This window comes from Pseudomonas lactis, from assembly GCF_001439845.1.
Lineage (GTDB): Bacteria > Pseudomonadota > Gammaproteobacteria > Pseudomonadales > Pseudomonadaceae > Aquipseudomonas > Aquipseudomonas lactis.
The window spans coordinates 19,319-37,672 of the sequence record NZ_JYLO01000008.1 but is presented as its reverse complement, the minus strand read 5'-3'; the positions used below and the strand labels follow the sequence as shown (position 1 = coordinate 37,672).

The window sequence follows — 18,354 nt, the reverse complement described above, 5'->3', positions numbered from 1 at the left end:
GATTAAACCTGGTTCAGCCGTTGGGCGATAAAAGAGATCAGTTGGCGGGCAATCTTGCCCTTGCTGGTCTGGGCGAAAAGGGTGGCGTGCAGTTCGCGGTCGATCACGCTGCACGCATTTTCCTCGCTGTTGAAGCCGATGCTCGGGTTGGCGACATCATTGGCAACGATCAGGTCGAGGTTTTTGTCTTTCAGTTTGCGTGCGGCGTAGTCCAGCAGGTGCTCGGTCTCGGCAGCGAAGCCGACGCTGAACGGGCGGTCTGGACGGGTAGCGATGGTGGCCAGGATGTCTGGGTTACGCACCATTTGCAGGAGCAGGCCGTCGCCGCTCGTAGGGTCTTTCTTGAGCTTCTGCGGGGCGACGACCTCCGGGCGGTAATCCGCAACCGCTGCCGAGGCGATAAACAGGTCGCAGGGGATGGCGGCTTCGCAGGCCGCCAACATGTCCCGAGCGCTGACTACGTCGATTCGCGTGACGCGATCAGGGGTGGGCAGATGCACGGGACCGGTGATCAGTGTGACGCGTGCGCCTGCTTCGACCGCAGCTTCTGCCAACGCGAAGCCCATTTTTCCTGAGCTATGGTTGGTGATGTAGCGCACCGGGTCGATGTTTTCCTGGGTTGGGCCGGCGGTGATCAGCACGTGCTTGCCGGTCAGGGCCAGGTGCTGGAAGCACTCGGCGGCGCACTGCGCGAGGTCCGTGGCTTCGAGCATGCGGCCCAGGCCGACGTCGCCGCAGGCCTGGCTGCCGGACGCCGGGCCGAACACCTTGAGGCCACGGGTTTGCAGGAGTTGGGTATTGGCCTGGGTGGCCGGGTCGCGCCACATGGCCTGGTTCATGGCCGGTGCGATAGCGACGGTGGCGTCGGTGGCCAATACCAGGGTGGTGAGCAGGTCATCGGCAATGCCCTGGGCCAGACGGGCGATCAAGTCGGCGGTGGCCGGGGCGATCAGCACCAGGTCGGCCCATTTGGCCAGTTCGATATGGCCCATGGCGGCTTCTGCTGCCGGGTCCAGCAGGTCGAGGTGAACCGGGTGGCCGGACAGGGCCTGCATGGTCAGCGGGGTGATGAACTCGCTACCACCACGGGTCATGACCACGCGCACTTCGGCGCCCTGGTCCAGGAGCCTGCGAACCAACTCTGCGCTCTTGTAGGCGGCAATGCCGCCGCCGACGCCGAGAACGATGCGTTTCCGATACAGACGCTGCATTGGTTTGCCTTTCCAGTTCAGTGATGCCAGTTCAGTGACGCCTGCGATGACCCCTCCCCAGGTGAAATCGCCGGCAAAAAAGAGGGCCCTACGATAACACAGCGCCCGCCGGGCAACAGCGGAGCAGATACAGGGAGGTGGGATGAGTATTCGTGATTGGCCCGTGGCGGAGCGTCCGCGGGAGAAGCTGTTGGAAGGCGGCGCGGCAAGCCTGTCCGATGCCGAACTGTTGGCGATCTTTTTGCGTACGGGGGTTGCCGGCCGAAGTGCGGTCGACCTGGCGCGCCATCTGTTGGCGCAATTCGGTGGCCTGCGCCCGTTACTGGAGGCCAGCCAGACGCTGTTCAGCCAGCATCTGGGGCTGGGCCCGGCGAAGTTCGCTCAACTGCAGGCGGTGCTGGAAATGTCCCGGCGCCACCTGGCAGAGCGCTTGCGAGCTGACTCGGTGCTGGAAAGCCCGCTGGCCGTGCGCGAGTACCTCAAGGCACTGCTGCGCCATGAGCCCCATGAGATCTTCGGTTGCCTGTTCCTGGATTCCAAGCATCGGGTGCTGGGGTTCGAGGCCATGTTCCAAGGCACTATCGACGCTGCGATTGTCTATCCGCGACAAGTGGTCAAGCGCGCCTTGGCGTACAACGCGGCGGCGTTGATCCTGTGTCACAACCACCCGTCGGGGAGCGCGGAGCCCAGCGCGGCTGATCGAAAATTGACCAAATTGCTGCAAAAGGCGCTGGATGTGGTGGATGTGCGTGTGCTGGACCACATCATCGTGGGCGATGGTGATCCGTTGTCGATGGCTGAATACGGTTGGCTGTAATAACCCCGCCTCTGTCTGTAGGAGCGAGCTTGCTCGCGAAAAACCTGAGAACCCCGCGGGGCGTCAGGCTTGCCGCGTCATCGTTGTCGATTTTCGCGAGCGAGCTCGCTCCTACAGGTGGGAGTGTTCCTTAGGGTTTGAGGCTGACCTTCGAGTAATCCTGGCGCCCGAAAGGGCTTACCTGGTACCCCTCGATGTTCTTGCGGGTCAAGGCAAACGCCGTCGGATGCGCCAACGGCAACCACAGCGCCTGTTGCTGGATCTGCGCCTGGGCCTGTTGATACAGCTTGCTGCGCACACCTTGCTCGCTGGTGGTTTTGCCGGCACTGATCAACTTATCCAGGGTGGGGTCGCAATAGCGGGCGAAGTTGGTACCGGACTTCACCGCAGCGCAGGAGAACTGCGGCGTCAGGAAGTTATCCGGGTCGCCGTTGTCGCCGGCCCAGCCCATGAACAGCAAGTCGTGCTCGCCGGCCTTGGCGCGGCGGATCAACTCGCCCCATTCGATCACGCGAATCTCGGCCTGGATGCCAACCTTGGCCAGGTCGGCCTGCAACAGTTGGGCGCCGAGGTTCGGGTTGGGGTTGAGCAGGCTGCCGGTAGGGCGGGTCCATATCGTGGTCTTGAAGCCGTCCTTGAGCCCGGCGCGGCCCAGCAGCGCCTTGGCTTTGGCGAGGTCCTGCGGGTAGCCTGGCAACTCTTTGGCATAGCTCCAGGTATTCGGCGGGTAGACACCGTTGGCCGCTTCGGCGGTGCCTTCGAACACGGCCTTGAGGTGGCTGCCCTTATCAAAGGCCAGGTTGATTGCCTGGCGTACTTCGGGCTTGTCCAGCGGCGGGTGCTGGCTGTTGATGGCGACGAATGCGGTCATGAACGCAGCGGTTTTCTCGACTTTGAGTGCTGGGTCCTTTTCGGCTTCGCCCACATCCAGAGGCTTGGGCGACAGGGCGATCTGGCATTCATCGCGGTGCAGCTTCTGCAGGCGTACGTTGGCGTCCGGGGTGATGGCGAAAATCAGGTTATCCACCGCCGGTTTGCCGGCGAAGTAGTCCGGGTTGGCCTTGTAGCGCACCACGGCGTCTTTCTGGAAACGCACGAACACAAACGGGCCGGTGCCGATGGGCTGGCTGTTGAGCTTTTCGGGTGTACCGGCCTTGAGCAGTTTGTCGGCATATTCGGCCGGGTAGATCGAGGCAAAACCCATGCTCAGCGCCGGTAGGAAGGTGGAGTCGGCGTGGTCGAGGGTAAAGCGCACGGTCAGCGGGTCAAGGGCGTCGATTTTCTTGACCAGTGTAGGCAATTGCAGGGATTGGGCGTGAGGAAAGCCGCTCTGGGCGATCTTGTGCCACGGGTTGGCCGGGTCGAGCATGCGCTCGAAGCTGAAGCGCACGTCTTCGGCGGTCAGGGTGCGGCTTGGGCTGAAATAGCTGGTGCGATGGAATTTCACATCGGGATGCAGCTTGAAGGTGTACGTGAGCCCATCGGGCGACACTTCCCAACTGTCTGCAAGGCTGGGTACCAACTTGCCACTGGCCGCGTCGAATTCCACCAGGCGGTTCATCAGCACATCGGCCGAGGCGTTGGTGGTGGTCAGCGAATTGTACTGCACCACATCGAACCCTTCGGGGCTGGCCTCGGTGCAAACGCTCAAATTGGTGGCCGCAACGGCCATCGGCGCAATAAAGAGAGGGGCAAGCAATAGCGGTAGGGCAGCGAGGCGCATATTCGGTTTCCTGTGCAGATCGAAGGCCCATCTGCGAGTGCAGTCTGGAAAAAGCCTACCGTAGAGGTCTGATTGATAAATGACTAGCCCATTTTTGCCTGTGCTTTTGGCGCAAATGCTGTTTTGATGGCGCCTGCGCGTGTTGCGCCGTGCACTTCCCTGTGACCGCAGGCGTTGTAAATCATTCTGTGCGACGAGCGGTCGGCTGTTACAGCGGCCCCTCCTGGCAGCGGTTCAGGCACTTGTGGCCAAGATTTACGCTGCTAAAAATACACAGGTTGTTGTTGCACTGGGGTCTTTCTGGTATAAAGCAGCGCTCTTTTCTAGGGGCCCGGTTCCTTCACTGTAGGTGTAGCCGGTAAGACCCTAAAGAAACGCGGCGCCTGGCGCCAAATGACTGAGAGATTAAGCGGCCAACCCATGCCGGGTTGGGCATGTGGTTTTAGAGGGCTGAGGCATGTCGAGAGTCTGTCAAGTTACCGGTAAGGGTCCGGTGACTGGGAATAACATTTCCCACGCAAATAACAAAACCCGTCGTCGTTTCCTGCCGAACCTGCAGCATCACCGCTTCTGGGTTGAAGAAGAGAAACGTTTTGTTCGCCTGCGTGTATCTGCTAAAGGCATGCGTATTATCGACAAGCGTGGCATCACTGTCGTGCTGGCCGAAATCCGTGCCGCTGGCAAGATCTAAGGAGCTCTATCATGCGTGAATTGATTCGAATGATCTCTAGCGCCGGTACTGGTCACTTCTACACTACCGACAAGAACAAGCGTACTACCCCGGACAAGCTCGAAAAGAAAATGTTCGACCCGCGCGTTCGCAAGCACGTGATCTACAAAGAAGGCAAAATCAAGTAATTGATTTTCTTCCTTGTGAAAAAAAGCCCGTATCTCACGATGCGGGCTTTTTTTTGCCTGGGATGATCGTTCCCACGCTCTGCTGATCGTTCCCACGCTCTGCGTGGGAATGCCGTCTCGGACGCTCAGCGTCCCGTTGTCGATCAATCAATGATCAGGCTTTCTCTTCGAACACCACGTAGATCTTGCGGCACGCTTCCAGCACTTCCCAGGTACCGCTGAAGCCGGCAGGGATCACAAAGCGGTCGCCGGCCCGCAGGGTCTTGGCATTTCCCTCGGTATCGCGCAACACCGACACGCCTTGCACGATCTCGCAGTATTCATGCTCGGTGTAGTTGACCTTCCACTGGCCCACTTCACCTTCCCAGACGCCGGCGTTCATCTGGCCGCATGGGCTGTTGTAGTGGTTGTAGAGTGTCTGCTCGGGATCGCCCTTGAGGATTTTCTCGGCGGCAGGGCGGTAACGTTCGGGGGCGGTGTTGGCTTGGCTGAAATCGACGATGTCCTGGATGCTCATGTGCATTTCCCGTCTGGCCTGCGGTTGGAGAGCCCAAAGTCTATGTTTATTAAAATGAACATCGCAAGGGCGTTTGCCGCCGTTATGTCAAATATATTGAAACATCCCCAGCCGCTGGTTTAGGGTGGCAGCTGCCTTGAGCCGAACAGCAGGCTGGTCGGGCAAGCATTTGTGATGGCGCCGGGATAAACCTCCCAGGCCCTTGTATTCAATAAGAGGAGGACACTCGCATGACCACCCTGACCCGTGCCGACTGGGAACAACGCGCCAAGGCTCTGAAGATCGAAGGCCGCGCCTATATCAATGGCGAGTACACCGCCGCCGTTTCCGGCGACACCTTCGAATGCATCAGCCCGGTGGATGGGCGCTTGCTGGCCACTGTCGCCAGCTGTGATGCCAGCGACGCCCAGCGCGCCGTGGAAAATGCGCGTGCCACTTTCAATTCCGGCGTGTGGTCGCGCCTGGCGCCGGCCAAGCGCAAGTCCGTCATGATCCGTTTCGCCGCGCTGCTCAAGGCCAATGCCGAAGAGCTGGCGCTGCTCGAAACCCTGGACATGGGCAAGCCCATCAGCGATTCCCTGAACATCGACGTCCCCGGCGCGGCGCAAGCCCTGAGCTGGAGCGGCGAGGCGATCGACAAGATCTACGACGAAGTCGCCGCCACGCCCCACGATCAACTGGGCCTGGTGACCCGCGAGCCCGTGGGTGTCGTTGGCGCCATCGTGCCGTGGAACTTCCCGCTGATGATGGCCTGCTGGAAACTCGGCCCGGCGCTGTCCACCGGTAACTCTGTCATCCTGAAGCCGTCCGAAAAATCCCCGCTGACTGCCATCCGCATTGCCGCGCTGGCCGTAGAGGCCGGTATTCCTAAAGGCGTGTTCAACGTGCTGCCTGGCTATGGCCACACCGTGGGTAACGCCCTGGCGGTGCATATGGATGTTGATACCCTGGTGTTCACGGGCTCCACCAAGATCGCCAAGCAACTGTTGATCCGCTCCGGTGAGTCGAACATGAAGCGTGTCTGGCTGGAAGCCGGTGGCAAAAGCCCGAACATCGTGTTTGCCGATGCGCCGAACCTGCAAGCGGCCGCCGAATCCGCCGCCAGTGCCATTGCCTTCAACCAGGGCGAAGTCTGCACCGCCGGTTCGCGCCTGCTGGTCGAGCGTTCGATCAAGGACACCTTCCTGCCGCTGGTGATCGAAGCCCTCAAGGGTTGGAAACCCGGCAATCCACTGGACCCAGCCACCACTGTGGGTGCCTTGGTGGATACGCAGCAGATGAATACCGTGCTTTCGTACATTGAAGCCGGCCACGCCGACGGCGCCAAGCTGGTCGCAGGTGGCAAGCGCACCCTGGAAGAGTCCGGCGGCACCTACGTCGAGCCGACGATTTTCGACGGCGTGACCAATGCCATGAAGATCGCCCAGGAAGAGATCTTTGGCCCAGTCCTGTCGGTGATCACCTTCGACAGCGCTGAAGAAGCCATCGCCATCGCCAACGACACCCAATACGGCCTGGCCGCAGCGGTGTGGACGGCGGATATCTCCAAGGCGCACCTGACGGCCAAGGCTCTGCGTGCCGGCAGCGTGTGGGTTAACCAGTACGACGGCGGCGACATGACCGCACCGTTCGGTGGTTTCAAGCAGTCGGGTAATGGCCGCGACAAGTCACTGCATGCATTCGATAAGTACACCGAGCTGAAAGCGACCTGGATCAAGCTCTAAGCAACACTGCTGATCCTCCTGTAGGAGCGAGCTTGTGTGGGAGCTGGCTTGCCTGCGATAGCATCTCCGAGGTGTGGCTGACACACCGAGGCGTCTGCATCGCAGGCAAGCCAGCTCCCGCACAGGTCCGCTCCTACAGTTCGTTTTGCAAACCAGAATTATCCACAGGAGCGTGGCAATGCGTTGGGCGACTTATTTCGCCGTGCTGGCCTCGGTACTCAGCGTTGGCTTGGCCCTGGGTGTCAGCATGCCGTTGGTTTCCCTGCGTCTTGAAGGCTGGGGGTATGGCAGTTTCGCCATTGGCGTGATGGCGGCGATGCCGGCGTTCGGCGTGCTGCTGGGGGCCAAGGTCTCCAGCCGTATGGCGTCCTGGCTCGGCACTGCCAACCTGATGCGCCTGTGCCTGTGGGCCGGTGCGGTGTCCATCGGCTTGCTGGCGATCCTGCCCAGTTACCCGGTGTGGCTGGTGCTCAGGCTGATGATCGGGGTGATCCTGACCATCGTCTTCATCCTTGGCGAAAGCTGGATCAACCAATTGGTGGTCGAGCAATGGCGTGGCCGCCTGGTGGCGCTGTATGGCTGCAGCTATGCCTTGAGCCAGCTCTCGGGGCCGTTGCTGCTGGGCCTGATTGGCACCGACCATGACTACGGTTTCTGGGTCGGCGCGGGCCTTTTGGTGGTGGCGCCGCTGCTGTTGCTGGGACGTACCGGGGCACCGACGGCGGATTCGTTCAGCGTGACGTTTGGCGACCTGTGGCGCTTTTGCCTGGGCCTGCCGGCGATTGCCTGGGCCGTGGCGTTGTTCGCAGCCTTCGAAGCGATGATCCTGACGTTGTTGCCGGTGTACTGCCTGCAACAGGGTTTTACCGCCGAGATCGCCTTGGCGATGGTCAGTACGGTGGTGGTGGGCGATGCGTTGCTGCAATTGCCTATTGGCGCGTTGGCCGACTACCTGCCGCGACGGACCTTGTTCCTGGCCTGTGCGCTGCTGTTGCTGGCGTCGAGCCTGGCGGTGCCGGTATTGATGCACACGTTGCTGATCTGGCCGGTGTGGGTGGTGTTCGGTGCGAGTGCCGGTGGGTTGTTTACCTTGTCGCTGATTTTGATTGGCGAGCGCTACCGCGACGATGCGTTGGTGCGTGCCAACGCTCATGTGGCGCAGCTGTGGGGCATTGGCTGCCTGATCGGGCCGCTAGTGGCGGGAGCGGGCAGCCAGTGGATCAGCGGGCATGCGCTGCCGCTGCTGATGGCGGCTGGGGCGTTGGGGTTGGTTGTGCTGTTGCTGCGCCAAGGTGCATTCGGTGCCGCGCAGCCGGCCTGACCTCGAAATGCAACCCATTGTAGGAGCGAGCTTGCTCGCGAAAAACCGGAGGGCGCCGCGTTAAACCAGATGCGCTGCGTTATCGTTGGCGTTTTTCGCGAGCAAGCTCGCTCCTACAGGGTTTTTAGAGCATGCGTTCCAGGCCAACACTGGTGGCGAACCAGGCATTGAACCGCCGCCACCAACTGCCCGGTTCGCGGGTCAGGGTGTGCATCTGGCCGTTGTCTTCTGTCACCCACACCAACTGGCCGTCCTGCAGTTTGGCCTCATAGCTCAACGCTGGCGCCATACCTTGCAGCGCGAGGTTGCGTACGTGTTCGGCCAGCTCGGGGCTGTCCACCAGTACGCCGACTTCGGTGTTCCACAGCACTGAGCGCGGGTCGAAATTGAATGAGCCGATGAACGACTTTTCTCGATCAAAAATCATCGCCTTGCTGTGCAGGCTCGAGTCCGAGCCGCGCCAGCTGCCATGCTGAAACAGATGCGGGCCGCTGCTTGCGCTGGGGTCGCCGGGTTGCCTGCGCAGTTCATAGAGCTTCACCCCGTGCTCCAGCAACGCTTTGCGATACGGTGCGTAACCGCCATGCACAGCCGGCACGTCGGTGGCTTCGAGGGCGTTGGTCAGCAGGCGCACCGAAACACCCGCATCGGCGCGCCCTGTGAGGTAGACCAGCCCAGGTTGGCCCGGCACGAAGTAAGCCGAAATCATGATCAGCTCATGGCTGACCCCCGCCAGCTCTGGCGCCAGCTGAGTGGTCAGCAGCAGTCGTGGGTCGGGGTCGGCCTTGGCCAGTACCTTGCTCGGTGCGTCCCACAGCGCCTGGTTCCAGGCCCAGATCAACTCGCGGCGCCAGATGTCCATGCGGGGCTGGGTCTGGTACGTGCGCAGGCGGTTATACAGCGCGTGGTTCTGCTGGCGGGACTGGGCCAGTGAGGCCTCAAGGCGCCCACGGGCGACGGCGAGGTCGACTTTGGAGGGTTTGTTCGAGACGAAGTCATCGATTGGCTTGCTCAGGGCGCTGTTCCAGTACTGGTCGAAGCTGTGACCCAATTGCTCGGCCACCGGCCCCACGCTGAGCATGTCGATGTCGGTGAAATTCAGGCTCGGTTCGGCGTCGAAATACTCGTCGCCCAGGTTGCGCCCGCCCACGATGGCCACGCTGTTATCGGCCAGCCACAGTTTGTTATGCATGCGCCGGTGTTGCAGTGACAGGTTGAATACCCGGCCCATGGCGCGCGTAACGCCGGTGCTGCGCCCCAGGTGCAAGGGGTTGAACAGGCGTATCTGCACCTTGGGATGGGCGGCGAGGGTGGCGATGATCTGGTCGAGGCCATCGCTAGTGGTGTCGTCCAGCAGAATGCGCACGCGCACCCCGCGGTCGGCGGCCTTGAGCAGTTCGTCCACAAGCATGCGTGTGCTGATGCCGTCGTGCACGATGTAGTACTGCAAGTCGAGGCTGGTCTGGGCGTTGCGGATCAACTCGGCGCGCGCCATGAAGGCTTCACTGCTGTTGGGCAGCAACCGGAAGCCCGAGCGCCCTTGGTAGGGGGCGGCCTGGGCCTGGATCGAGCGACCGAACGAGGAGTCCTTCGCCGGCAGGGCATCGCTGGGGATGCGCGGGGTGTCGACCGTGGCACAGCCGCCCAGGGCCAGGGCGCCTAGCAGGCAAAACGGTAAAAGCCGTCGAATCATCAAGGAAACTGCTTCCAGGTCAGGGCGGTTGTGGCATATGACGGCAATTGCTCGGGAAAGGTCAGTCCGCCGTCTCTTCCAGCATCTTGCCTGCGGCCGCCCCCACCTTGCGCACGGCCTCTTCAATCTGCGCCGTTGGCTTGGCAGCGTAGTTCATGCGCAAGCAATTACGGTATTTGCCGGAGGCAGAAAAAATACTGCCTACCGCCACCTGTACGCCTTGTTCTACCAGCACGCGGTTGAGCTTCAAGGTGTCGAACCCTTCAGGCAGTTCGATCCACAGCATGAAGCTGCCCTGGGGCCGGCTGGCGCGCGTGCCAGCGGGGAAATAGCGGCTGACCCAATCAAGCATCAAGTCGCGATTACGTTGGTATTGGGTGCGCATCCTGCGTAAATGCGGCTCGAAATGCCCGCCTTTGAGGAATTCGGCAATGGCGATCTGCGGCTGTGTGGCCGTAGAGCCGGTGCTGATGTATTTCATGTGCAGCACCCGTTCCAGGTAGCGTCCCGGTGCGACCCAACCAATGCGCAGGCCGGGCGCCAGGGTTTTGGAGAACGAGCTGCACAGCAGCACACGGCCGTCTTCATCGAAGGATTTGATGGTGCGCGGGCGTGGGTAGCTGTAGGCCAGTTCGCCATACACATCGTCTTCGATAATCGCCACGTCAAAGCGCTGGGCCAGGGTCAGCAAGGCGCGTTTGCGCGCTTCCGGCATGATGTAGCCCAAGGGGTTGTTGCAGTTTGGGGTGAGCTGGATGACTTTGATCGGCCACTGTTCCAGCGCCAGTTCCAGGGCTTCGAGGCTGATGCCAGTGAGCGGGTCGGTGGGGATTTCCAGGGCTTTCATGCCCAGGCCCTTGAGGGTCTGCATGGCGCCGTGGAAGCTGGGCGAATCCACCGCAACGATATCGCCGGGCTCACAGATGGCGTGAATGCTGGCGGAGAGGGCTTCGTGGCAACCGGTGGTGATCACGATGTCTTCGGCGCTCAGTTGGCAACCGGAGTCCAATGACAGCCGGGCGATTTGCTCACGCAACTCCATACAGCCAAGGATATTGTCGTAATACAGCCCCGGCAGGTCTTGGCGGCGGCTGACACGGGCGAGGCTACGCAGCAACGGCTTCAAGGTGGGCGACAATACATCCGGCATGCCGCGGCCCATCTGTATGACGTCTTTGCGCGGCACCGCACGAATCAGTTCCAGCACCAGGTCCCACTGGGAGATTTCCACTGGGCGTTGGGCCGGGCGGCCTATCTCGGGCAGCGCCGGCAGTTCACGGCCCACCGGAACAAAATAGCCTGACTTGGGCTTGGGCATCGCCAGGCCGTTGTCTTCGAGCAACCGATATGCCTGCTGCACGGTGCTCAGGCTTACCCCATGTTCCACACTCAAGGCCCGCACCGAGGGCAGTCGATCGCCCGGACGATAAAAGCCCTGTTCAATGCGGGTGCCGAGCAATTCGGCGAGGTTGACGTAAAGGGTCATGGTGCTCGCTCCCGAGGGACCAGTACAGATAGAGGGAAAATACAGGATTCAGCCACGCAGCGGCAGTCTCTGTATGGGTTTAATAAAAGTTGGCTGAATCTGTCATGGTTCTGGCCGCCCACGCATGCTGATCACTCAAGGCAACGGGCCAATGAGGGGCAGTCAAATGAGCGGCATGAGCGATGTACGGCTGGCGTTACGCAGTCAGGAACTGGAAGCGGGGCAGGAGCCGGTGCTCACTGCCCAGGCGCCTGGCCGCTGGAGTCTGTTCTGGCGCCGTCGTCATACGCGCAAGGCCCTGCTGGACCTGAGCCGCGAGCAGTTACGCGACATCGGGCTGACCGCCGAGCAGGCGCGCCGTGAGGGTTTGAAACCCTTCTGGCGCGATTGATCAGAGCAGTTCTTTGAGGCGGTGCCACAGCATTCCCAGGGCCAGCAGCGGCGAACGCAGGTGTTTGCCGCCGGGGAAGGTGATGTGTGGCACTTGGGCGAACAGATCGAAGCGCCCCTGTTGCTGGCCGCTGATGGCCTCGGCCAACAGCTTGCCCGCCAGGTGCGTGGCGTTGAGGCCATGGCCGGCATAGGCCTGGGCGTAATACACGTTGGGTTGATCGGCCAGGCGGCCAATCTGCGGCAGGCGGTTGGCGCCGATGCCGATCATGCCGCCCCACTGGTAGTCGATCTTCACGTCGGCCAGTTGCGGGAATACCTGCAACATTTTCGGTCGCATATAGGCGCCGATATCCTTGGGGTCGCGTCCGGAATAGTGGCAGGCGCCGCCGAACAACAGGCGATGGTCGGCGGACAGGCGGAAGTAATCCACCGTCACGCGTTGGTCACACACGGCCATGTTCTGCGGCAACAGGCTGGTGGCTTGTGCTTCGCTCAAGGGCTCCGTGGCAATGATGTAGCTGCCGGCGGGCAGCACCTTGCCGCTCAGTTGCGGGTTGAGTCCGTTCAGGTAGGCGTTGCAGGCCAGTACCAGGGTCTTGGCGCGCACTGTGCCTTGGGCGGTATGCACCTTGACCTCAGGGCCGTAGTCGATGCGGGTCACTTGGGATTGCTCGTACAGCGCCACGCCCAACTGCTGGGCAACGGCGGCCTCACCCAGTGCCAGGTTCAGCGGGTGCAGGTGGCCGGAACCCATGTCGATCATGCCGCCTACGTAGCGATCGGAGCCGATGACCGTGCCCATCTCGCTGGCTTGCAACAGGCGCACTTCGTGGCGGTAACCCAGGCTGTGCAGCTCTTCGGCATCCTCGGCCAGGCCCTGCAGGTCGCGGGGTTTGTTGGCCAGGTCGCAGTAGCCCCAGGTCAGGTCACAGGGGATCTGGAAGCGCTCCACACGCTCGCGCACGATCTCCACGGCTTCCAGGCCCATCAGCTTCATCTGGCGCACGCCGTCGCTGCCGATCACCTGGGTGAACTGATCCAGCCCGTGGCCGACCCCGCGAATCAACTGGCCGCCATTGCGCCCGCTGGCACCCCAGCCGATCTTGCGCGCTTCCAGCAACACCACGCGAAAGCCGCGCTCGGCCAATTCCAGGGCGGTGTTAAGACCGGAGAAACCCCCGCCGATCACACAGACATCGGCGTTTACCTCACCCGTCAACGTCGGGTAATCCGGTTGCGGCACGCTGCTGGCGGCGTAGTAGGAAGCGGTGTGCCGGGCGCTGGCGGTCATGGGGAACCTCCCTGTCTGGAAAATTTGACGCAGGATACAGTGGTCGCACGACGCTGTCTGCGCGGGGCGTTTTGCGTCAGAATCCACGTCTATTTGCCGTTCGGTATGGGTTTCGATGAGTTGCAACAGTCAGAAAATCAGCGCGCTGCGTCGCCAGATTCCATCGTTTGAGTGCGTCCCCGGTTGCCACGACTGCTGCGGGCCGGTGACCACTTCACCCGAAGAAATGTCGCGCCTGCCGCGCAAGACCGCCGCCGAGCAAGAGGCGGCGATGGACGAGCTGAACTGCGTGCACCTGGGACCCAAGGGCTGCACGGTGTATGACGAGCGGCCGCTGATCTGTCGCCTGTTCGGCACCACCAAGACCTTGCCGTGCCCTAATGGTCGCCGGCCGGTCGAGCTGATTCATCCGCGGGTGGAGAAGCAGATTCATAAGTACATGGCGAGCACCCGGCAGGTGTTGGTCTAGCGGATGTACTCGGTTAAAACTGTGGGAGCTGGCTTGCCTGCGATAGCGGTGGGTCAGCTAGCACCTATGCCTCTGAGCCGACGCTATCGCAGGCAAGCCAGCTCCCACAGTTGACCGTGTTGTGTCAGTGAGTCAGTCCGGGATCGGCAGGTTCAGGCTCTCCTTCACCTCTTCCATCACGATATAGCTCTTGGACTCGCGCACATGGGGGAGTTTGAGCAGGATATCGCCCAGCAATTTGCGATACGACGCCATCTCGGAAATCCGCGCTTTCACCAGGTAGTCGAAATCCCCCGACACCAGATGGCACTCCAGCACATGGGGCAGTTTCAGCACGGCCCGGCGAAATTCTTCAAAGGTGTCACCCGACTTGTAATCCAGGCTGATCTCGACAAATACCAGCAAACTTCCCTTCAAATGCTGGGGATTGAGCCGTGCGTTGTAGCCCATGATGATCCCTTCGCGCTCCAGGCGCCGCACGCGCTCGGTGCAGGGCGTGGTGGACAGCCCGACCTTTTCCCCCAGCTCCGTGAACGAGATGCGCCCGTCGGTTTGCAGGATGCGCAGGATATTGCGGTCGATCTTGTCCAGCTCCCGCTTGGTCTGGGTGTTGGTACGCATAGGGGATACGCCTCTGTCAAAAGGGTTTTTGCCAAGAATTGTCGCCAAATATAGGCGTTTATATAGTGAAATGCACTGCCGATTGTTTTTTACACTGCGCTCATCATTGCTCGAATAACACACGTCAGCGGCCAAGCCCGCGATGAGGATATAAAAATGCGCGTTCTGGTCTTGGGTAGCGGCGTCATTGGGGTGACCAGCGCCTACTATTTGGCGCGGGCCGGTTTCGACGTCGTGGTGGTCGATCGTCAGCCTGCCGCTGCCATGGAAACCAGTTTCGCCAACGCCGGTCAGGTGTCCCCAGGCTACGCTTCGCCATGGGCCGCGCCGGGTGTGCCACTCAAAGCGATCAAGTGGCTGCTGCAACGCCACGCGCCGCTGGCGATCAAGGCTACCGCCGATATCGATCAATACCTGTGGATGGCGCAGATGCTGCGCAACTGCACGGCCAGCCGCTATGCGGTGAACAAGGAACGCATGGTGCGCCTGTCCGAGTACAGCCGCGACTGCCTCGACGAATTGCGCGCCGAGACCGGCATTGCCTACGAAGGCCGCAGCCTCGGGACGACCCAACTGTTCCGCACCCAGGCCCAGCTCGATGGCGCCGCCAAGGACATCGCCGTGCTGAAAGAGTCCGGTGTGCCGTTCGAATTGCTCGACCGCGCCGGCATTGCCCGGGTTGAACCAGCCCTGGCCAGCGTCACCGATATCCTCGCCGGGGCCCTGCGCCTGCCCAACGACCAGACGGGCGATTGCCAGATGTTCACCACGCGCCTGGTCGACATGTGCAAACAACTGGGCGTGGAATTTCGCTTCGAACAAGACATCCAGCGCCTGGACTACGCAGGCGACCGCATCAACGGCGTGTTGATCGACGGCAAGCTGGAAACTGCCGACCGCTATGTCCTGGCCCTCGGCAGTTACTCGCCCAAGCTGCTCAAACCATTGGGAATCAAGGCGCCGGTGTACCCGCTCAAGGGTTATTCGCTGACTGTGCCGATCACCAACCCGGCAATGGCGCCGACCTCGACCATTCTCGATGAGACCTACAAAGTCGCGATCACCCGTTTCGACAACCGTATTCGCGTCGGTGGCATGGCTGAAATAGCCGGTTTTGACCTGTCGCTGAACCCGCGGCGACGTGAAACCCTGGAGATGATCGTCAACGACCTTTATCCTCAGGGCGGCGATCTGGCCCAAGCCAGTTTCTGGACCGGCCTGCGCCCGACCACCCCAGACGGCACACCGATTGTGGGTGCCACGCCGTTCAAGAACCTGTTCCTGAACACAGGCCACGGTACCCTCGGTTGGACCATGGCCTGTGGTTCCGGTCGCTTGCTGGCCGACCTGATGGCGAAAAAAACGCCACAGATCAGCGCCGCAGGCCTCGATATTTCCCGTTATGGCAACCACCAGGAGTCCGCACAACATGTCAATCCAGCGCCAGCTCACCAATGAGCGCATGAGCCAGATCGTTGTCCACAGCGGTACCGTGTACCTGGCGGGGCAGGTCGGCGACGACATGAGCGCCGGGATTGAGCAGCAGACCCGTGAAACCCTGGTCAATATCGAGCGCTTGCTGGACCTTGCCGGTACGGATAAGTCCAAGTTGCTGTCGGTGACGATCTATCTGAAGGACATCGACGCCGACTTCGCCGGCATGAACGCGGTATGGGACAAGTGGCTGCCCAAAGGCGTCGCCCCGGCCCGCGCCACCGTGCAAGCCAAGCTGTGCGAACCCGAGATTCTGGTGGAGCTGTCTGTCGTGGCTGCGCTGCCTTAACAAGCATCCCTCTCCCGGTGCCGATGTTGTTGGTCGGCACCGGTTTTTTCTTCACTCTGCTGCCTAGAAGCCTGCCGCCATGCGTCCAGCCCGTGCCCTGATCGACCTCCAAGCCCTGCGCCATAACTACCAATTGGCCCGAGAAGTCACCGGGGCCAAGGCCCTTGCCGTGATCAAGGCCGATGCCTACGGCCATGGTGCGGTGCCCGTGGCCCAGGCGCTGGAAGCCGAAGCCGACGGGTTCGCGGTGGCGTGCATCGAGGAAGCGTTGGAACTGCGCGCCGCCGGCATCCACGCGCCGGTGTTGCTGCTGGAAGGTTTTTTCGAAGCCGACGAGGTGCCGCTGATCATCGAGCAGGATTTGTGGTGCGTGGTGCATTCGTTGTGGCAGTTGGAAGCCATCGAACAGGCGCGCCTGAGCAAACCGCTGACGGTGTGGCTCAAGCTGGACTCGGGCATGCACCGTGTGGGCCTGCACCCCAAGGATTACCAGGAGGCGTATCAGCGCCTGCTGGCCAGCGGCAAAGTGGCGAAAATTGTGTTGATGAGCCATTTTGCCCGCGCCGATGAGCTCGATTGCGTCAGCAGCAACGAACAAGTAACGGTGTTTGAGGCGGCGCGCCAGGGGCTGGCGGCTGAGGTCAGCCTGCGTAACTCACCTTCTGTATTGGGCTGGCCAAGCGTGTCCAGCGACTGGGTGCGCCCCGGCATCATGCTGTACGGCGCAACGCCCTTTGGCGAAGACCAGGCCCTCACCGCACGCTTGCAGCCGGTGATGACCCTGGAGTCCAAAGTGATTTGCGTGCGCGAATTGCCAGCCGGTGAGCCGGTGGGCTACGGCGCCAGGTTCGTTACGCCCAAGCCGATGCGCATCGGTGTGGTTGCCATGGGCTATGCCGACGGTTACCCGCGCCATGCGCCGACCGGCACACCGGTGCTGGTGGCTGGCCAGCGCAGCCGGCTGCTGGGCCGCGTGTCCATGGACATGCTGTGTGTCGACCTCACCGACTTGCCCCAAGCGGGCCTTGGTTCCACTGTGGAACTGTGGGGCAAGCACATCCTCGCCAGTGATGTTGCCGTGGCCGCCGAGACCATCCCCTATCAGATTTTTTGCAACCTGCGCCGGGTGCCAAGGCTCTATTGCGGCGCTTAGCCGCCGGCAACGAACCGAGCAGGCCGGGATTTAGGCCCAAGTGTTGTAAATACTGAACGCTGTCGCCATGATAACGCTCAATTACAACAAAGCCTGAATCCTAGGAGGCTCCTGCATTGGACGTCGGCGAACGACTGCAATCCATCCGTAAACTCAAAGGTCTTTCCCAGCGTGAGCTCGCCAAGCGTGCGGGCGTCACCAACAGCACCATTTCGATGATCGAGAAAAACAGCGTCAGCCCCTCGATCAGCTCCCTGCGCAAGGTGCTGGGCGGTATCCCCATGTCCATGGTCGAGTTCTTCTCCGAGGAAGTCCTCCAGGAAATACCGACGCAGATCGTCTATAAAGCCAATGAGCTGATCGACATCTCCGACGGGGCCGTCACCATGAAACTGGTGGGGCGGTCGCGCCCGAGCCGGGCCATCGCTTTTCTCACCGAGATCTACCCGCCAGGTGCCGACACGGGCGAAGAAATGCTCACCCATGAAGGCGAGGAAACCGGGATTCTGGTGGAAGGTCGCCTGGAGTTGGTGGTCGGCCTTGAAACTTTTGTGCTCGAGGCTGGCGATAGCTACTACTTTGAAAGTACCAGGCCCCATCGTTTTCGCAATCCGTTCGACGTGCCGGCGCGACTAATCAGCGCAGCCACCCCCGCGAACTTTTAAGAACAGAGGCGCCCTGCCAGCGTTGCAGAGGTTCCCGCAGCTGTACACCGTGAAGCCGAATCTCCCTTTATTTAATAGGGTTGTTTCGGCCGGGCGGGCTAACCGTTATACTTTCGCCGCCTGCGAAACCGTGGCCGCAGGCGTGAATAGCCACCATTGAGGGTGAACGCGTGAACCTAATTATGAAAATGCTGGCTGCACCAGCAACCGTACTGGCCCTATGGGCTGTCAGCGCTCAAGCTGCGACCAATGATGACATTGCCAAGCGCCTGGAGCCTGTGGGTCAGGTTTGCGTCCAGGGCCAGGAATGCAAGGGCATGGAAGTGGCCGTGGCAGCGGGCGGCGGCGGCGCGAAAACCCCGGATGAGATCATCGCCAAGCACTGTAATGCCTGCCACAGCACGGGCCTGTTGGGTGCGCCGAAAATTGGCGACACCGCCGCATGGAAAGAACGCGCCGACCATCAAGGCGGCCTCGATGGCATCCTGGCCAAGGCCATCACCGGTATCAACGCCATGCCGCCCAAAGGCACTTGCGCTGATTGCTCGGACGACGACCTCAAGGGTGCGATCAAGAAGATGTCCGGGCTGTAACCGATCGATCTTCGCCAAAAATGCCGCTTACGAGCG

Annotated in this window: 19 protein-coding genes; 12 read left to right on the top strand and 7 right to left on the bottom strand. The window is 61.3% G+C overall.

The annotated features are described in order from the left end of the window. Positions 1 to 2: 2 nt before the first annotated feature. Entirely contained in the window at positions 3 to 1,211 is a 1,209-nt protein-coding gene (coaBC, locus tag TX24_RS14540; protein WP_003195481.1) for a bifunctional phosphopantothenoylcysteine decarboxylase/phosphopantothenate--cysteine ligase CoaBC, read from the bottom strand. 142 nt (positions 1,212 to 1,353) lie between these two features. Here coaBC and radC point away from each other — a divergent pair, with 142 nt between their 5' ends. Continuing rightward, positions 1,354 to 2,028 carry a RadC family protein gene (gene radC / locus TX24_RS14535; RefSeq protein ID WP_003195479.1) on the top strand — a complete coding sequence of 225 codons (675 nt, stop codon included), beginning with the start codon at positions 1,354 to 1,356 and terminating at the stop codon, positions 2,026 to 2,028. Positions 2,029 to 2,158: 130 nt separating this feature from the next. On the opposite strand, the gene TX24_RS14530 is transcribed toward radC, so the two are convergent. Beyond that, on the bottom strand, positions 2,159 to 3,751 hold the full coding sequence (locus TX24_RS14530) for an ABC transporter substrate-binding protein (protein WP_057710575.1): 1,593 nt from the start codon (positions 3,749 to 3,751) through the stop codon (positions 2,159 to 2,161). 457 nt (positions 3,752 to 4,208) lie between these two features. Here TX24_RS14530 and rpmB point away from each other — a divergent pair, with 457 nt between their 5' ends. Both rpmB and rpmG read left to right on the top strand, forming a co-directional pair. Then, positions 4,209 to 4,442, top strand: a complete 234-nt coding sequence (gene rpmB / locus TX24_RS14525) for a 50S ribosomal protein L28 (RefSeq protein WP_003176907.1) — start codon at positions 4,209 to 4,211, stop codon at positions 4,440 to 4,442. 11 nt (positions 4,443 to 4,453) lie between these two features. Then, entirely contained in the window at positions 4,454 to 4,609 is a 156-nt protein-coding gene (gene rpmG, locus TX24_RS14520; RefSeq protein ID WP_003176906.1) for a 50S ribosomal protein L33, read from the top strand. A gap of 154 nt (positions 4,610 to 4,763) precedes the next feature. On the opposite strand, the gene TX24_RS14515 is transcribed toward rpmG, so the two are convergent. After that, positions 4,764 to 5,126 carry a cupin domain-containing protein gene (locus tag TX24_RS14515; protein ID WP_003195474.1) on the bottom strand — a complete coding sequence of 121 codons (363 nt, stop codon included), beginning with the start codon at positions 5,124 to 5,126 and terminating at the stop codon, positions 4,764 to 4,766. A gap of 230 nt (positions 5,127 to 5,356) precedes the next feature. On the opposite strand from TX24_RS14515, the gene TX24_RS14510 reads away from it, so the two are divergent. Both TX24_RS14510 and TX24_RS14505 read left to right on the top strand, forming a co-directional pair. Beyond that, the gene (locus TX24_RS14510; protein WP_003195472.1) at positions 5,357 to 6,850 is read left to right on the top strand and encodes an aldehyde dehydrogenase; all 1,494 of its coding nucleotides are present in this window, start codon (positions 5,357 to 5,359) and stop codon (positions 6,848 to 6,850) included. A gap of 178 nt (positions 6,851 to 7,028) precedes the next feature. Then, a complete protein-coding gene (locus tag TX24_RS14505; RefSeq protein ID WP_047712072.1) occupies positions 7,029 to 8,171 on the top strand; it encodes an MFS transporter in 1,143 nt (380 codons plus the stop codon). 124 nt (positions 8,172 to 8,295) lie between these two features. Here the strand turns inward: TX24_RS14505 and TX24_RS14500 are convergent, their stop codons facing one another. Further along, complete coding sequence (locus TX24_RS14500) at positions 8,296 to 9,864, bottom strand: phospholipase D family protein (RefSeq protein WP_057710574.1); 1,569 nt, start codon at positions 9,862 to 9,864, stop codon at positions 8,296 to 8,298. Between the two features lie 61 nt (positions 9,865 to 9,925). After that, complete coding sequence (locus TX24_RS14495) at positions 9,926 to 11,350, bottom strand: aminotransferase-like domain-containing protein (RefSeq protein ID WP_003195467.1); 1,425 nt, start codon at positions 11,348 to 11,350, stop codon at positions 9,926 to 9,928. Between the two features lie 166 nt (positions 11,351 to 11,516). Here TX24_RS14495 and TX24_RS14490 point away from each other — a divergent pair, with 166 nt between their 5' ends. Then, complete coding sequence (locus tag TX24_RS14490) at positions 11,517 to 11,741, top strand: DUF1127 domain-containing protein (protein WP_057710573.1); 225 nt, start codon at positions 11,517 to 11,519, stop codon at positions 11,739 to 11,741. Here TX24_RS14490 and TX24_RS14485 read toward each other — a convergent pair whose 3' ends face one another. Next, positions 11,742 to 13,034 (bottom strand): NAD(P)/FAD-dependent oxidoreductase, encoded by a 1,293-nt coding sequence (locus tag TX24_RS14485; RefSeq protein WP_003195463.1) that lies wholly within the window; start codon positions 13,032 to 13,034, stop codon positions 11,742 to 11,744. A gap of 115 nt (positions 13,035 to 13,149) precedes the next feature. Here TX24_RS14485 and TX24_RS14480 point away from each other — a divergent pair, with 115 nt between their 5' ends. Further along, positions 13,150 to 13,503: a YkgJ family cysteine cluster protein gene (locus tag TX24_RS14480; protein ID WP_057710572.1), complete on the top strand. Its 354-nt coding sequence runs from the start codon at positions 13,150 to 13,152 to the stop codon at positions 13,501 to 13,503. Positions 13,504 to 13,635: 132 nt separating this feature from the next. On the opposite strand, the gene TX24_RS14475 is transcribed toward TX24_RS14480, so the two are convergent. Then, positions 13,636 to 14,124 (bottom strand): Lrp/AsnC ligand binding domain-containing protein, encoded by a 489-nt coding sequence (locus TX24_RS14475; RefSeq protein WP_003176896.1) that lies wholly within the window; start codon positions 14,122 to 14,124, stop codon positions 13,636 to 13,638. Between the two features lie 156 nt (positions 14,125 to 14,280). Between TX24_RS14475 and dadA the strand changes: the two genes are divergently transcribed. The 5 genes from dadA to TX24_RS14450 all read left to right on the top strand — a co-directional run bounded on the left by dadA (position 14,281) and on the right by TX24_RS14450 (position 18,318). Further along, on the top strand, positions 14,281 to 15,582 hold the full coding sequence (gene dadA / locus TX24_RS14470) for a D-amino acid dehydrogenase (protein ID WP_003195458.1): 1,302 nt from the start codon (positions 14,281 to 14,283) through the stop codon (positions 15,580 to 15,582). Continuing rightward, positions 15,554 to 15,907 (top strand): RidA family protein, encoded by a 354-nt coding sequence (locus tag TX24_RS14465; protein WP_057710571.1) that lies wholly within the window; start codon positions 15,554 to 15,556, stop codon positions 15,905 to 15,907. The genes dadA and TX24_RS14465 overlap by 29 nt, the downstream gene beginning before the upstream one ends. Positions 15,908 to 15,986: 79 nt before the next feature. Next, the gene (gene alr, locus TX24_RS14460) at positions 15,987 to 17,060 is read left to right on the top strand and encodes an alanine racemase (RefSeq protein ID WP_057710570.1); all 1,074 of its coding nucleotides are present in this window, start codon (positions 15,987 to 15,989) and stop codon (positions 17,058 to 17,060) included. A 116-nt stretch (positions 17,061 to 17,176) separates the two neighbouring features. Beyond that, positions 17,177 to 17,725, top strand: a complete 549-nt coding sequence (locus TX24_RS14455; protein WP_003195453.1) for a cupin domain-containing protein — start codon at positions 17,177 to 17,179, stop codon at positions 17,723 to 17,725. A gap of 182 nt (positions 17,726 to 17,907) precedes the next feature. Further along, positions 17,908 to 18,318 carry a c-type cytochrome gene (locus TX24_RS14450; RefSeq protein ID WP_003195451.1) on the top strand — a complete coding sequence of 137 codons (411 nt, stop codon included), beginning with the start codon at positions 17,908 to 17,910 and terminating at the stop codon, positions 18,316 to 18,318. Positions 18,319 to 18,354 lie beyond the last annotated feature (36 nt).